Source organism: Flavobacterium sp. (genome assembly GCF_043780635.1).
Lineage (GTDB): Bacteria > Bacteroidota > Bacteroidia > Flavobacteriales > Flavobacteriaceae > Flavobacterium.
On the sequence record NZ_JAYWCK010000012.1, the window covers coordinates 1 to 15,621 of the forward strand.

Genomic DNA, 15,621 nt, shown 5'->3' on the forward strand with positions numbered 1-15,621 from the left:
TTGGCGGTTTAGCGACTTCAAGATACTGAATTTCAGTATCTTGACCAATATTTATTCAATTTATTTTACTTTAAATAATTGCACCCAACGGGTTAAATAATATAATTTTTTTCATTTTCATTTTAGTTTAATGTTTTATTATTCAGTTTTTTAAATAGCATTCAACGCATATAAATGCCTTTTACAAAAAACCATTATGGATTCCCAAATATACCCTTTTTATTCCACCTACAATTAATCCTACAATTTTAATTTCAAGAATTAGGACAAAAAATCCCATTATATTGAGTTGCAGTTTTAAAATATAACTGAACTATTTAGTAACTTTATAGTTGCTATGAAAAAGACGCCACACTACAGACTTTCAAAAGACGAATACCGATTTTTTCAAGGACCGCTTTCCCGATTTAGGGAATTGGTTTTTGTGTTTAAAGTCTTCTTTAGTTTCCTAAAGGCTTTTCGTAAAATGCACTTTATAGGACCTTGTGTCACCGTTTTTGGTTCGGCCCGTTTTGGTCCTGAAATGGATCATTATCAGGATGCCGAGAGAATAGGTACGGCAATGGCAAAATTGGGTTTTACCGTGATGACGGGCGGCGGTCCCGGGATTATGGAAGCTGCCAACAAAGGCGCTTATGAAGCAGGCGGTTATTCTGTGGGTTGTAATATTGTGCTTCCCGTGGAGCAAAAACCCAATCCCTATCTTCACAAATGGATTTATATTCCCCATTTTTTTGTTCGGAAAGTGATTCTCGTGAAATATTCCTTCGGTTTTATTGTAATGCCAGGAGGAATGGGCACTTTAGACGAATTGTTTGAAGCCTTGACATTGATTCAAAATAAAATGATTGCCGGTTTTCCCGTGGTGATTTTTGATAAGGAATATCATAAAGATTTGTGTGAACACATTGAAATGATGGCAAAACACGAAACAATCAGCTGGGAAGATATGGAACTTTTATTTGTGACCGATTCTGTTGATGAATTGGTAGCCCATATCAAGAAAACTGCTATCAAAAAGTTTGGTTTGAAGAAGAAAGTTTACAAAGCAAAATGGTGGTTTGGAGAGAGTAGGAGATGAGGATGCCTTGCAACGCTAATTACGACCACAAAGCACCCTGCACCAATACTTGAGAAGCAAATTAGGACTGTTATAATGATTGAATTATATATTTTAATAAGTATTTCTGCTTTTATATTGGCATCAAACCAAGTATTCCATTATAATTATCATTTTGTTTGGATCCCTGTGCATCAATTTAGCGCAATAAGCCTAGCTTTGTCCAAAGAAATGAATTCCAGTATTTTTTTTGGAATGATTTAGCCAACAATAATTATAAATAATGAGACACAAAGAAGTAGCCTTGATTAGTTGGAATTTACTGAAGAAGACCTATCAGGAATTTGATAATGACAATGCCATAAAACTAAGTGCGTCACTGTCGTATTATACCATATTTTCACTGCCTCCATTGTTAATTATAATTATGTCCATCTTTAGTGTTTTCTTTGGACGAGAAGCGGTTACGGGAAAGTTTTTTGGTCAGATAAACGGAATGGTAGGTAATGAAGCCGCCATCCAAATTCAGGAAACCATCAAGAATATTGAATTGGCCGAAAATACTGCATTTACTGCCATATTTGGAGGAGTTATGTTACTTATTGGGGCTTCGGGAGTTTTTGCCGAAATTCAAAGTTCCATCAATTATATATGGGGTTTAAAGGCGAAACCCGACAAGGGATTTATGAAATTTATTAAAAACCGATTGATGTCATTTTCTATGATCGCTTCGGTTGGGTTTTTGTTATTGGTTAGTTTGATGGTCAACACCATTATGGATATTATTAACGCACGTCTGCTTATTTATTTTCCAGATTCAACCATTTATGTGTTTTATGTACTCAATATTTTAATCCTGTTTGCCACCACGACCGTCTTGTTTTCTATTATTTTTAAAACGCTTCCTGACGGTCATATCGCCTGGAAAGATGCCTTGATTGGATCCAGTTTTACTTCTTTTTTCTTCATGATTGGCAAATTTGCCATCGGGTTTTATTTAGGAAGTTCAACCGTTGCGACAGTATATGGGGCAGCTGGTTCCATAATAATTATTTTGATTTGGGTTTATTATTCGGCCATAATCTTATATTTTGGAGCCGAATTTACAAAAGTATATGCCAATGCTCATGGGAGTAAAATCATTCCAAATGATTATGCTGTTGCCATTAATGTGGAAGTAATTGAGCTCCCGCCTTTACCCTCAAAAAAGAATTGATTTTTTTGGAGTGTGAAGTTTCGTGACTTCGCAAAGCAATCCGATGTTTTTAAGGAATACATTGAAGAACTTTGGATTTAGCACCCTATATTCAGAAATACTGCATAAAAATGGTTGGGTTCGAGAAGATAGTTTGCAAAGACAGATGGTAGTTTGGAGAACTTCACCTTTAATTTAAAAAAAATTGAAAATCAGACATTCAACCATTTATTAAGCATTTGTTCTAAATCAATTTGAATAAGTGGTTTTGGCAGATAATCATTCATTCCTGCTGCAAAACATTTTTCTTTGTCGCCAATCATTATCCCTGCCGTCAATGCAATTATTGGAATTTTATCCGAATTTTTAATTTTTCTAATTTCCTCAACGGCTTCATAACCATTTTTGTTAGGCATTTGAATATCCATAAAGATAAGATCGGGTTGTTTCTTTATATATTTTTCTATGGCCTCATTCCCATCATTGGCTTCGTAAATAGTACAATTAGAAATTATTGCATTAACCAGTTTTTTTGTCAAAAGCATGTTGATTTTATTGTCTTCAACAATTAAAATTCTTTTGTCTTTAAGGGTAATTTTAGAAATTAATTTATCTTTTAATGTTGTTGCATTAATTGATTCTATTTTTTTTATTGGTTTTGATTTTCTAAATTTAAGGGTAAAGAAAAAATTACTACCCTCTCCATATTGGCTTATTAATTCCAATTTACTGTCCATTAAACCTAAAAGTTTATTTGAGATTGCCAATCCTAAACCTGTTCCTCCAAATTTTCGATTTGTGGAATTGTCTTCCTGCATAAACGATTTGAATATTTTTTCATTGTTTGCTTCTTTTATTCCTATACCAGAATCTTTTACGGAAAACATTATGGTTGACCATTTTTTATCTAAGCCCTCAATTTCATTGATATCTAATTGAATTTCTCCAAAATCTGTAAATTTTACAGCATTACTCATGAGATTAACTAATATTTGTTTTAACCGCACATAATCAGCAAAAATATAGTGAGGTACATTTTTATTCAAGTTTAATGTTAACTCTATTTTTTTCTTATCGGATTGATGTTTAAATAAATCAATAACATGATTGATCAGTTTATATAGATTTATTACCTCAATATTTAATTCTAACTTTCCGGATTCTATTTTAGAAAAATCTAAGACATCATTGACGATATGCATCAATAAATTGGCTGATTCATTGACGGTAGACATATATTGTGTCTGATTCTTTTTTAGATTTGATTCCATCAATAAATGGGTAAAACCAATTATTCCATTCAAAGGTGTCCTTATCTCATGACTCATATTAGCCAAGAAATCAGTCTTGGCTTTATTGGCTGATTCAGCTACTTCTTTGGCTTTTATTAATTCCGTTTCCATCAACTTTCGCTCGGTGATGTCAATGAAGCTAATTACAATTTCAAATATTTCGCCATTGGAATCCATTTCTGGAAAACCATTGACCAAAAGCCAAACAATGCCCAAGTTTCCAGGTCGATTTATGCCAAGTATTTTGTTTTTAAGAGATTGTTTAGTCTTTACTATTTCATTTACTGGATATTCTTCAATTGGCAAAGGCAAATTATTTTCATTCATAAACTTCCAAGATGGACTATTAGCAGTTTTACCTTTCATCTGGCTATCACTCAATCCTAACAATTCCGATGCTTTTTGGTTATTCGTAATAATTGAAGTGTCAAAGGAATGAACTACTATACCAGCATCGAGATTATTCATTAATCCACTATATCTTTCTTCACTAATCTTTAGAGCGTAATCTGATAGCTTTGCTAAGGTAATATCTCGAGAAAGACAAATAAAATGCAAATCGTGACCAATAATCTGCTTCATGGGAGCTATTGAAAGTTCAAACCAATATGTCTGACCATCCTGTGATTTTAATGAATATTGCTGTCCGTTCGAGAACCCGTTTTCATTTGCTTCATGTATTGCAGACAGAAATGAATTCGCAACATCAGGAGGTAATATTTCAAAAAATGTTTTATCCAGGAATGAGTTCGCATGCATCGCTAACAAGTCAGCCCGACGGGAATGATAATTATAAATCCGTCCGTCAATTCCAACTTCAAAAAGTAAATCAGGAATTGCATCAAGAATGGCTTCCATTTTTTGGTGTATTTTCCTGAATTCTTTTTCAGCCAGCATACGTTCAGTAATATCAGTAGTAGAACCGATATATCCAACAACCTCATTTCTTGCATTTTTTTCAGGAATCGCTTGTCCAATAACCCATGAAATTGAACCGTCCGGGCGAACAAAACGATATTCTGATATAGAGATTTCTTGATTATTAGTTGCTGTTTGCCATCCATTAAACAATAATTTTTTATCGTCATTATGTACCGCGTTTAACCAACCATTGCCTAAAGCTTCTTGAAAAGATAAGCCGGAAATTTCGCACCAACGGGGATTAACATATGTTGTAAGTCCATTTATATCTGTACGAAAAATTCCAACTGGAGATACTTCAGAAAGTGTGTGATACCGTTTTTCGCTTTCGAAAACTGAATCTTCTGCTTTTTTTCGCAATGATTCTTTTTCAAAATTCTCTAATGCAAAAGCGATATCATCTGTTGCTTCTTCCAATAATGCAATTTCTTCGGAATCAAAAAAGTTTTTTTCATCTGAATAGAAAGAAAAAACTCCAATTAATTTCCCGAATTTTCTTATGGGTAATACCATTATGGATAAATATTCTCTTTCTAATGCTTCTTTTCTCCAAGGGAGCATCATTAAATCGTTTTCAATATCATTGCATATAACATATCGGTTTTCCCTAATCGCCGTGCCCCCCGGACCTCTGCCTCCAGGTGCATTATTGTTGATTGAAATTTTTTTAATAATCGCAAGATACTCTTTGTCTTCACCTGCCATCATCACAGGAATAATATTTTCAGTATTTTTATCAATGATTCCAATCCATGCCAATTTAAACTTCCCCAGATTTACCGCAATTGTGCAAGCCTCCCTGAATAGCGTTTCTTGATTATGGGCACGAACAATCATCTGGTTTATCTGGCTGATAAACAAATAAAGTCGATTTGCTTTGATGAGTTTTTTTTCTGATAAAATTCTTTCGGTGATGTCCTTTGTAAAACCTAAAAACCTGTTTTCAGAAAGTTTTACAGCTTCCACTGACCACCATCTGATTTCTCCTGATTTATGAATCGCCTTAATTTCTTTTTTTGCTAGCCCGTGAACTAAAAGATTTCGAAATTCTTTAAAGTACTCTGATACAGAATCAGCGGAAGACAAATCACCAAACTTCATCGTTAATAGTTCCTCTTTAGAATAACCCGTCAATAGTGTCGCTGCAGGGTTTACATCCAAGTAATTTCCTTTTTTATCCAAGACAAAAACGCCATCAGGTGCATTTTCAATATAATTCTTAAACTTGGCATTGCTTTCTTCTTCAATCCCTTTTAATTTATAATTGAGTTCTGCTTTTTCTTTGTCTTTGAGGGCAATTTCAATTTGTTTTTTTAAGCTGACATCTTGAGTGTTGCCCCTAATTCCATATGCATTCCCACTATTATCCAATAAAGGAAAAACTGTTTGATTGAACCACTTTATTTTTTTATTGAAAAAAGTAGCAATTTGTTCGATTTCAAAAGGTTTTTTATCAATTATTAATTGCGCTATTTTTTCTTGAAATAAGGCTTTGTCTTCTATGGAGTAATTTTTTAAATATTCTTGAAATAAATCCTGATTTTTCTTTTTCTTAATTTCAAATATAGCATACAATTCATTGGACCAATGTATTTCTTTAGTTTTAAAATTAAATTCCCAAGTGCCCATTTTTGCATTTTTTTGGGCATCATTTAAGAGACTTTCACTTCTAATTAATTTTTCCTGGATGCTTCTTATTTCTGAAACATCTCTTCCAATCGCGAAAATATTTTCAGAAGTGATACTGTTTGCCGTCCATTGAATGGTAACAAATTCTCCGTTTTTTTTCAGAAATCTATTTTCGTAATTTACTGAAGGTACTCCGGTAGATAGTTTTTCAATCTCTGTTAACGATTTTTCAAGATCATCAGGATGCAAAAGAGGAATTAAAGAATTGCTAAGCAATTCGTCTTTTGAATATCCCAAGACTTCAACAAAAGCAGGATTTATCTCTTTAAAAAAAGCATCAATTCCAACAACGCATACCAAATCACTAGACTCTTCGATGAAAAATTTGAATTTAGATAATGATTCTTCTTTTTCAACTAATTGAGCAATTATTAACTCTTGATTTTTGATGTTTTCAAGTAATTCTTCATATGTTGGGACTTTGTTATTCATAACTATGGAATCACTTAATATATTTTTTAAATGTAATTATTTTAATTTAGGTATTTAGAAATTTAATAAACAATTATAACAAATCTCTTTACCCAATGTAACACTTGTTACTGAACATCTTTATTCCCGACTATATCTTTGCCCCATAATCAGATAAAATAATTATGAGGAACATCAATTTACTTCTATTAGTTGGAGCAATTTCCATTTCAACTTTAGGTTTTGCGCAGGATACTCTGACCATTTCCAAAAAGGATATTTGGTTAAAAGCTTCCGATAAAAATTTGCAAATCAAGATTGCCAATCAGGCCTTCAAATCGGCACAAGCTGATTATCGACAATCCAATGCGTTGTTCTTGCCCAGCATTTCGGCTTCGCATACTGCTATTTCGACCACAAATCCGTTGATGGCTTTTGGTTCTAAATTGAATCAGGAGGTCTTAACGGCTTCAGATTTTAATCCTGCATTGTTGAATAATCCTTCTGCAACCCAAAATTACGCCACTAAAATTGAGGTTTTGCAACCGCTTATCAATTTAGATGGATTTTATGGAAGACAGGCTGCCAAGTCCAAAATGGAAGCGTTTCAATTGCAAACCGAACGCACAGGAGAATGCTTGGCTTTGGAAGTCAACAAATCCTTTATGCAATTGCAATTATCGTACAAAGCCGTAAAAGTGTTGGAAAAAGCAAGCACTACGGCTGATGCCAATTTGAAATTGGTAGAAAACAATTTCAAACAAGGAATCCTTCAAAAAACCGATTTATTGTCGGTGCAGGTTCGTGTCAACGAAATCAAAAACCAATTGCAATATGCCAAAAGCAATGTACAAAATGCTTCTGATTATTTGGCTTTTCTTTTGAATGAAGATAATACTAATAAAGTTTATAAATCCTTGGAAGAGTTGGACAATACCATCACTATTTCAAGCAATAATACAACACTTTCGGGCAATCGAAAAGACATTCTGGCAATGGATAAATCGGCTGAAGCTTACGCCAAAATGTTGCAATCGAGCAAAATGAATTTCTTGCCTACTTTGAATGCTTTTGGAAGTTATGAAATGTATGACGACACGCTCTTTGGAACCAATGCACAAGGTTATTTGGTGGGAGCGCAATTGTCCTGGAAAGTTTTTGACGGTTACAAGTCTATCGGGAAAATGGAAAAAGCCAAAGCTGATTATCAAAAAGCGGAATTTGAAAACCAACAATACAAATCTCAAAGCCAATTGGAACTCAACAAAACGAATCGCCAATTGAAAGATGCCGAAAACAAAGTGAATTTAGAAAAATTAGCCTTGGAACAATCGAAAGAGGCCTATAGAATCAGAAGTAATCGGTTCACACAAGGACTCGAAAAAACAACCGATTTATTGCAAGCAGAAACGCAAATGTTCCAGAAAGAACTGGAATTGCTGCAAGCGGTTTTCGAGTATGATTTTACGCAGGAATATTTACAGTTTTTAACTAAATAATAACTAACAAATTATACCTGACAGGTATTTAAAACCTGTAAGGTAAGTAATAACAAAAACGAATAAATTATGAAAAAAATAATAGCAATCATTTCCATTTCCGCAGTTTTTTTGACTTCTTGTGGAGGAGACAAGAAAGAACAAATTAAGACAGAGCCAGCAATAGTAGTGAAAGTTAGCGGAGTTTCTGAAAATACCGATGGCGGATTTATAACTGCCAGTGGGAAAATTGAAGCAGAGAACAGTGCCAATCTCAGCACAAGAATGATGGGCTATGTGACCAAAATTCACGTAAAAGTGGGACAAAAAGTAGGAGCAGGGCAATTGTTGGTCAGCATCAACAACACCGATTTACTAGCCAAAAAAGCACAAGTGGATGCCAGTATTTTGCAAGCGACTGCGGGTTACAACAATGCCAAAAAAGATTATGATCGTTTTGTGAATTTATTTAAACAACAATCTGCATCACAAAAAGAACTGGACGATATGACTGCTCGTTATGAAATGGCAAAAGCCGGATTAGAAGGAGCCAAACAAATGCGAAACGAAGTGATGGCGCAGTTTTCGTATTCGAATATCACGGCACCATTTTCGGGAACGGTAACCAATACTTTCGTAAAAGAAGGTGATATGGCGAATCCGGGAATGCCATTGGTAAGTGTGGAAGGCGCATCAAGATTGCAAGTTACCGCAATGGTTTCAGAAAATGATATTAATGCCATTAAAAAAGGAATGGCCGTGAAAGTTTTGGTGAAATCGTCAAACGTAACTTTAACTGGAAAGGTTAGTGAAGTGAGTTCATCAGCAACGAATACCGGCGGACAATATTTGGTAAAAGTAAATTTAGACAAAACAGATGCTACTGTATTATCCGGAATGTTTGTCAATGTGCAATTTCCAGTCGCAAACAAAAATCAAACGGTTCAAAATGACAGGGTTTTAGTTCCGGAAAGTGCTTTGGTGAAACAAGGTCAATTAACCGGAGTGTACACGATTGGAGAAAAAAATATCGCTATTTTAAGATGGTTGCGAACTGGGAAAACATTTGGCAATCAAGTAGAAGTTTTATCCGGATTATCAGCTAATGAGCAATATATCATTTCGGCTGAAGGAAAGTTGTATAACGGAGCTTTGGTTAGTGTTCAGTAATCAGGTTGCAGGCGAAGGAATCAGTAATTAAGAAATAGTGTTCGGTTTTGGGCAACAACCTGAAACTTTAAACTTTAAACAAAAAAAATATGCAAGAAGGTATTTCAGGTAAAATAGCCCATTTTTTCATCAATTCGAAATTGACCATTTTGTTGATGGTTGGTTTGATGATTATTGGTGTGTACAGTTCGTTTCTGATTCCGAGGGAAGAAGAACCGCAAATTAATGTTCCAATGGCCGACGTAATGGTGGGTTATCCCGGAGCAAGTCCCACGGAAGTAGAAAGTCGTGTGGCGAAGCCGTTAGAGAAAATTATTTCGAACATCAAAGGAGTAGAGCACGTGCATACGATGGCGATGAACGGTCAGGCACTATTGATTGTACAGTTTTATGTTGGTCAGGACGTGGAGCGTTCGTACGTGAAATTGTATGACGAATTGGCAAAACACGAGGATATGTTTCCTAAAGGGGTTTATAAACCAATGGTAAAAACACGTTCTATTGACGATGTGCCAATGCTTGGAATCATGCTTTGGAGTGAAAAAATGGATGATTTCCAGTTGCGCCAGATTGCCGAGGAAGTGACATCGGAAGTAGAGAAAGTAAAAGATGTTGCCATAACCAGAGAAATTGGAGGTCGAAACCGAGAACTAAAAGTAGTATTAGACAAAGATAAAATGGCCGAAAATGGCGTCGATGCTTTGGGAATTATGGGAATGATTCAAGCCAATAACGGCAGTTCGCAATCGGGAAGTTTTGTAAATAATGACCAAGAATATCTAGTTACCACAGGGAAATTTCTTTCGAGTGCGGAAGATGTAGAAAGCTTGGTTGTAGGCGTGAACAAGAATATGCCTGTTTATTTAAAACAAGTAGCTACGGTTAAAGATGGACCTTCTACAGCCAAAAGTTATGTTTCTTTTGGATATGGAAAATCCAATGAAAAATTCAAAAAAGATCAATCGGAATATCCTGCCGTCACCATTTCTATTGGAAAAGTAAAAGGTGCTGATGCGATGAAAATTTCGGAGAAAATCATTGCTAAAGTCGAACAATTGAAGAAGAATTTAATCCCAGCTGATGTTCACGTTGAAGTGACCAGAAACTATGGAGAAACGGCTTCGGATAAAGTGGGGGAGTTACTGTTGCATTTGGGAATTGCTATTATTGCGGTAACCTTTTTAGTTATTTTAGCAATGGGTTGGAGAGGCGGATTAGTCGTGTTTTTCTCTGTTCCGTTGACATTTGCCTTGACTTTATTTGCTTATTATTTGTTAGGATATACACTGAACAGAATCACACTTTTCGCCTTGGTTTTCGTGGTGGGAATTGTGGTCGACGACAGTATTATCATTGCCGAAAATATGCATCGCCATTTCAAGATGAAGCGACTGCCGTTCAAACAAGCAGCCATATATGCGATAAATGAAGTGGGAAATCCAACGATTTTAGCAACATTTACCGTCATTGCGGCGATATTGCCAATGGCTTTTGTATCCGGAATGATGGGGCCTTATATGAGTCCAATGCCAATTGGGGCTTCAATTGCAATGATCTTGTCCTTGTTTGTAGCCTTGACCGTAACGCCTTATTTGGGTTATCATTTACTTCAAGAAAAAGACGAACAGCAACACAAACACGAAGAAGGAATGGAAACCAGTTGGGTATATAAAATATACAACAAACTGGAAAGACCTTTATTGGACAGCAGTTCGAAAAGAAGAATTCTATTACTCGTAACAGTTGTTTTATTAATTGGTTCGGTAACTATGTTTTTTACCAAATCGGTTGTAGTAAAAATGCTGCCTTTTGACAACAAAAACGAATTCCAGGTGGTAATTGATATGCCCGAAGGAACGACACTAGAACGAACAGCAGCAGTGACCAAGGAAATTGCACAGTATCTATCGACCAAGCCCGAAGTGGTAGATTACCAAAATTATATTGGTACTTCGGCACCAATTACCTTCAACGGATTAGTTCGTCATTATGATTTACGTGGTGGTAGTAATATGGCTGATATTCAGGTGAATTTGTTGCACAAAGACGACAGAAAGTTGCAAAGTCATGATATCGCCAAAGCAATGCGTCCCGAGATTCAGAAGATTGCCAAGAAATATGCTGCAAATGTGAAAATAATTGAAGTTCCGCCAGGACCACCCGTTTTGTCCACTTTGGTTGCCGAAATCTATGGGCCTAATTATAAAGACCAGATAAAAGTAGCGAATCAGGTAAAGGATATTTTGAAAAACACTTCGGATATTGTTGATATTGATTGGACTGTTGAAGACAATCAAGTGGAATACAAACTGGAAGTTGATAAAGAAAAAGCGATGCTGAACCGAATTGCTCCCCAGCAAGTGGTTGGCAATTTGACTTATTTGCTGAAAGAATATCCAGTTTCTAACTTGTACGACGAGAACTCTTATGACAATGTAGGCATCGTACTTTCGCTTGACGATAAAGACAAAACGAGTTTACAGGACATTCAAAACCTTAAAATCAAGGGAAGTCAAGGGAATATGATTCCAGTGAGTGATTTGGTTAAGGTGGTTCGTGATACATTACAAAAAACCATTTATCGAAAAGATCAAAAACGCGTGGTTTATGTAACGGCTGATATGGCTGGAGCATTAGAAAGTCCTGTGTATGCCATTTTGGGAATGAATGAGAAGCTAGCCAAAATGAAAGTTCCAAAAGGCTACAAAGTCAACGAACTCTATATGGAACAACCTTCAGATGAAAGTGATTTCACTGTAAAATGGGATGGAGAATGGCAAATCACATTGGAAGTTTTCCGTGATTTGGGTGTAGCTTTTATGGTGGTGATTGTCATCATTTATATCCTGATTGTGGGTTGGTTTCAAAATTTCAAAACTCCGATGGTAATGATGCTTGCGATTCCATTATCTTTGATAGGAATTGTGTTTGGGCATTGGTTGTTGAGCGCGTTTTTTACAGCCACTTCATTTATCGGAATGATTGCTTTGGCAGGAGTTATGGTAAGGAACTCGGTTTTGCTGATTGACTTTATCGAAATCCGACTTAACGAGGGGGTTCCGATCAAACAAGCCATTATCGAAGCAGGAGCAGTACGAACCACGCCTATTTTATTGACAACAGGAGCAGTAGTTATTGGAGCTTCCATCATTTTGTTTGATCCAATTTTTCAAGGATTGGCGATATCGTTAGTTTTCGGAGCCATTGTTTCTACCGTATTAACCTTGCTTGTAGTACCAGTTATTTATTACATCACCGAAAGGAAAAAATGGGAAACCACTACTGAAATCGATTCAGATACAACTCAAGAAAAAGAACCTAATACCAATTAAAAATGAAACTATTACTCATTACCGCAGTAAAAGAATTCGAAAATGATATTAAACTGATACTTAAGAAATCTAAAGTTAAATCATTCTCTTATAAAGATGTAAAAGGATTTAAAGACAATTCAGAAGATGCCATAGAAACCAATTGGTTTGCCACGAATATGCAAGAAAATGAATCGGTGTTATTCTATGCTTTTGTAGAAAAAGAAAATGTGGATAAAGTATTTGATTTTGTTGCTGAATTCAATGAAAAACAAAAAACGGCATCGCATATTCATTTGGCAATGTTGAATATCGAAAAGTCCAATTAAAAAATTAAACTAAAACAAAAAATATGAAAAACAAAGTCTTTAGAATTATAGTGGGTTCATTTATCTTAACCAGTTTACTATTGGCGATTTATGTACATCAAAATTGGTTGTGGTTTACTGCTTTTATAGGCGTTAATTTAATTCAATCCGGGATTACAAAATGGTGTTTGTTGGAGACTATTTTGACGAAATTAGGATTGAAGGATTAAATAAAATATCCTGACACAGTTCACAAAAAGAGGATGTCTCAAAGGCATTCTCGTTTTTGTATTTAAAACTATCTTGGTTTCTTACAGGAAATTAATTTTAAAATCATAACTTTAGTTTAGTTTAATTGTAATCCTTATTAGCTATGGATTTAAGTAAATACAATCAAAAACGAGATTTTGATTCAACCACAGAACCCAAAGGTGAGATAGAAAAGTCGAAAAATGAACTGATTTTTGTAGTACAAAAGCACGCTGCTTCCCATTTACATTACGATTTTCGTTTAGAAATGGATGGCGTTTTGAAAAGTTGGGCGATTCCAAAAGGGCCATCTATGAATTCTGAAGAAAAAAGGCTTGCCATTTTGGTAGAAGATCATCCTTTTGCTTACAAAGATTTTGAAGGCTCTATTCCAGAAGGAAATTATGGAGCAGGAACGGTTATCGTTTGGGATACTGGAACCTACACTTTGAATGATGATGATAATGGAGTTGAAACTAAATTTAAATCAGATTTAAAAAAGGGTCTTCTTAGTTTTGTCCTTAATGGTAAGAAATTGAAAGGCGAATTCACATTGGTGCGATTAAAAATTCCTCAAAAAAATGCTTGGCTTTTGATGAAAAAGAAGGATGAGTTTGCGACTTCAACTAATATTCTAAAAGATAACAAATCGGTTATTTCTGACTTGTCTATATAAAAGTTAGTACATATTCTCATAAATCACTTTTCCACCATATAAGATACAAAGTAATGAAGAAACAATGATCAAACCGATTTGTAGTTTTTGAGATTTCAAAATAGATTTTCCATAAGGAAGACTAAACAATCCCGAAGCCATAAACATTCCCATAATCGAACCAATACCAAAAATTAAGATATAAAACAATCCTTCCAATGTGGTTTTCATTTGCGAAAGTACCAAGACCACTAATGCCCCGCTTCCTGCCAAACCGTGAACCAAACCCACTCCAAAAGCAGCATTAAAACTATTTGATTTATTGGGATGGGTGTGATTAGAAGTTGTAACTATGTGTGCGTGTGAATAGGTATGGGAATGTAAATGGCTAAATGAACCCGAATTGGAAAGCGTATGTCTATGTGAATAAGTATGGGTGTGGGTATTTTTTTTGAACAATTTAGTCAGACGATAGATTCCTAAAAAAACCAACATTAATCCAACCGCAGCTTCCAGATAATTGAAAACAGATTCACTCACAGCAACTTTAAAACCTATCATCAAAACCGCTACCACGAAAATGGTCAGCGTGTGACCAATTCCCCAATATATGCCGTCTTTCACGGATTCTTTTAGGTTGTTTCTATTGGTTACCAAGCTATTGACTGCCAATAAATGATCTGCTTCAAAAGCGTGTTCCAGACCCGCATAGGCCGTTATAATGAATCCAATCATATTCTAAACGGAATAGTGATAATAAGCTGCACAAGCACCTTCAGAAGAAACCATTGGCGCGCCAAGAGGATTTGATGGTTTGCAATTTTTACCAAATTCAGGGCATTCGTGTGGTTTTTTAATACCTTTCAGGATTTCTCCTGCGATGCAGTTTTTATCTTTTTCGCTATGAGAAACTTCAATAGAAAACTTTTTATTGGCGTCGTATTTTTTATATTTTTCGGTCATGACGAAGCCACTTTTCGGGATTTTTCCAATGCCACGCCATTCTTGTTCTCCAATTTCGAAAACATCATAAATGACTTCTTTGGCCTTTAGATTTCCTTCGGGTTTTACCATCCGCTTGTATTGATTGTCCACAAAATACTGCCCGTTTTCTAATTGCAGCACTGCATGGTAAATTCCCTGAACCAAATCAGCAGGCTCAAATCCTGTAACAACTAATGGAATTTTATATTTCTCAGCAATAGGATAATATTCGTCCAATCCCATAATCGTGCATACGTGACCTGCGGCCAAAAAGGCATCGATTGTACAAAATTCGTCCGATAAAATAGCCTCCATTGCAGGAGGAACCAAAACGTGAGAAACCAAAATAGAATAATTATTTAAAACCAATTTATCAGCGTGAATAACAGAAAGGGCATTGCTTGGAGCTGTAGTTTCAAAACCAACAGCAAAGAAAACCACTTCTTTATCCGGGTTTGCTGCAGCAATATTGACGGCTTCGAGTGGTGAATATAGAATTCTTAAATCACCACCATCAGCTTTGGCTTGAAGCAAGCTTTTTGTTGAACCCGGAACCCGAATCATATCACCAAAAGAACAAACAATAACGCCTTGTTTCAACAATTCTATTGCCTTATCAATCAATGAAATAGGGGTAACGCAAACCGGGCAACCTGGACCGTGAATCATTCTCACTTCTTTTGGAAGCAAATCCAATAAACCATTTTTTACCAAAGAATGGGTTTGACCGCCACAAATTTCCATTATGTTCCAAGGTTTCGTAATTATTTTACTTATCTCAGATAAATAATGTTTTACGAGTTCTGGATTTCTGTATTCGGTTAAGTATTTCATAGAAATTTTATTTTATGATATTCCGGTTTTTTTTACCACAGATTTTCACAGAAAATAAAAATTA

General features: G+C 35.3%; 11 protein-coding genes. 8 read left to right on the top strand and 3 right to left on the bottom strand.

Features of this window, described 5'->3' with window-relative positions:
* Positions 1-337 precede the first annotated feature (337 nt).
* Both ACH2BV_RS00665 and ACH2BV_RS00670 read left to right on the top strand, forming a co-directional pair.
* Complete coding sequence (locus ACH2BV_RS00665; protein ID WP_395048523.1) at positions 338-1,081, top strand: TIGR00730 family Rossman fold protein; 744 nt, start codon at positions 338-340, stop codon at positions 1,079-1,081.
* Positions 1,082-1,343: 262 nt separating this feature from the next.
* Positions 1,344-2,276, top strand: a complete 933-nt coding sequence (locus tag ACH2BV_RS00670) for a YihY/virulence factor BrkB family protein (RefSeq protein ID WP_395048525.1) — start codon at positions 1,344-1,346, stop codon at positions 2,274-2,276.
* A 191-nt stretch (positions 2,277-2,467) separates the two neighbouring features.
* Here ACH2BV_RS00670 and ACH2BV_RS00675 read toward each other — a convergent pair whose 3' ends face one another.
* Positions 2,468-6,589, bottom strand: a complete 4,122-nt coding sequence (locus ACH2BV_RS00675) for a PAS domain S-box protein (RefSeq protein WP_395048527.1) — start codon at positions 6,587-6,589, stop codon at positions 2,468-2,470.
* A gap of 164 nt (positions 6,590-6,753) precedes the next feature.
* On the opposite strand from ACH2BV_RS00675, the gene ACH2BV_RS00680 reads away from it, so the two are divergent.
* The 6 genes from ACH2BV_RS00680 (at position 6,754) to ACH2BV_RS00705 (ending at position 13,760) form a co-directional block, all read left to right on the top strand.
* Positions 6,754-8,067 carry a TolC family protein gene (locus tag ACH2BV_RS00680; protein ID WP_395048529.1) on the top strand — a complete coding sequence of 438 codons (1,314 nt, stop codon included), beginning with the start codon at positions 6,754-6,756 and terminating at the stop codon, positions 8,065-8,067.
* A 69-nt stretch (positions 8,068-8,136) separates the two neighbouring features.
* Positions 8,137-9,216, top strand: a complete 1,080-nt coding sequence (locus tag ACH2BV_RS00685) for an efflux RND transporter periplasmic adaptor subunit (RefSeq protein ID WP_395048530.1) — start codon at positions 8,137-8,139, stop codon at positions 9,214-9,216.
* Positions 9,217-9,305: 89 nt separating this feature from the next.
* A complete protein-coding gene (locus ACH2BV_RS00690; RefSeq protein WP_395048531.1) occupies positions 9,306-12,548 on the top strand; it encodes an efflux RND transporter permease subunit in 3,243 nt (1,080 codons plus the stop codon).
* A 2-nt stretch (positions 12,549-12,550) separates the two neighbouring features.
* A complete protein-coding gene (locus ACH2BV_RS00695; protein WP_395048533.1) occupies positions 12,551-12,856 on the top strand; it encodes a hypothetical protein in 306 nt (101 codons plus the stop codon).
* A 23-nt stretch (positions 12,857-12,879) separates the two neighbouring features.
* Positions 12,880-13,065, top strand: a complete 186-nt coding sequence (locus ACH2BV_RS00700; RefSeq protein WP_395048534.1) for a DUF2892 domain-containing protein — start codon at positions 12,880-12,882, stop codon at positions 13,063-13,065.
* A gap of 143 nt (positions 13,066-13,208) precedes the next feature.
* Positions 13,209-13,760, top strand: coding sequence for a DNA polymerase ligase N-terminal domain-containing protein (locus ACH2BV_RS00705; RefSeq protein WP_395048535.1), 552 nt, complete (start codon positions 13,209-13,211; stop codon positions 13,758-13,760).
* A gap of 3 nt (positions 13,761-13,763) precedes the next feature.
* Here ACH2BV_RS00705 and ACH2BV_RS00710 read toward each other — a convergent pair whose 3' ends face one another.
* Positions 13,764-14,474 (bottom strand): hypothetical protein, encoded by a 711-nt coding sequence (locus tag ACH2BV_RS00710; protein WP_395048536.1) that lies wholly within the window; start codon positions 14,472-14,474, stop codon positions 13,764-13,766.
* Positions 14,475-14,477: 3 nt separating this feature from the next.
* Complete coding sequence (gene hypD / locus ACH2BV_RS00715; RefSeq protein WP_395048538.1) at positions 14,478-15,557, bottom strand: hydrogenase formation protein HypD; 1,080 nt, start codon at positions 15,555-15,557, stop codon at positions 14,478-14,480.
* Between the last annotated feature and the right edge of the window lie 64 nt (positions 15,558-15,621).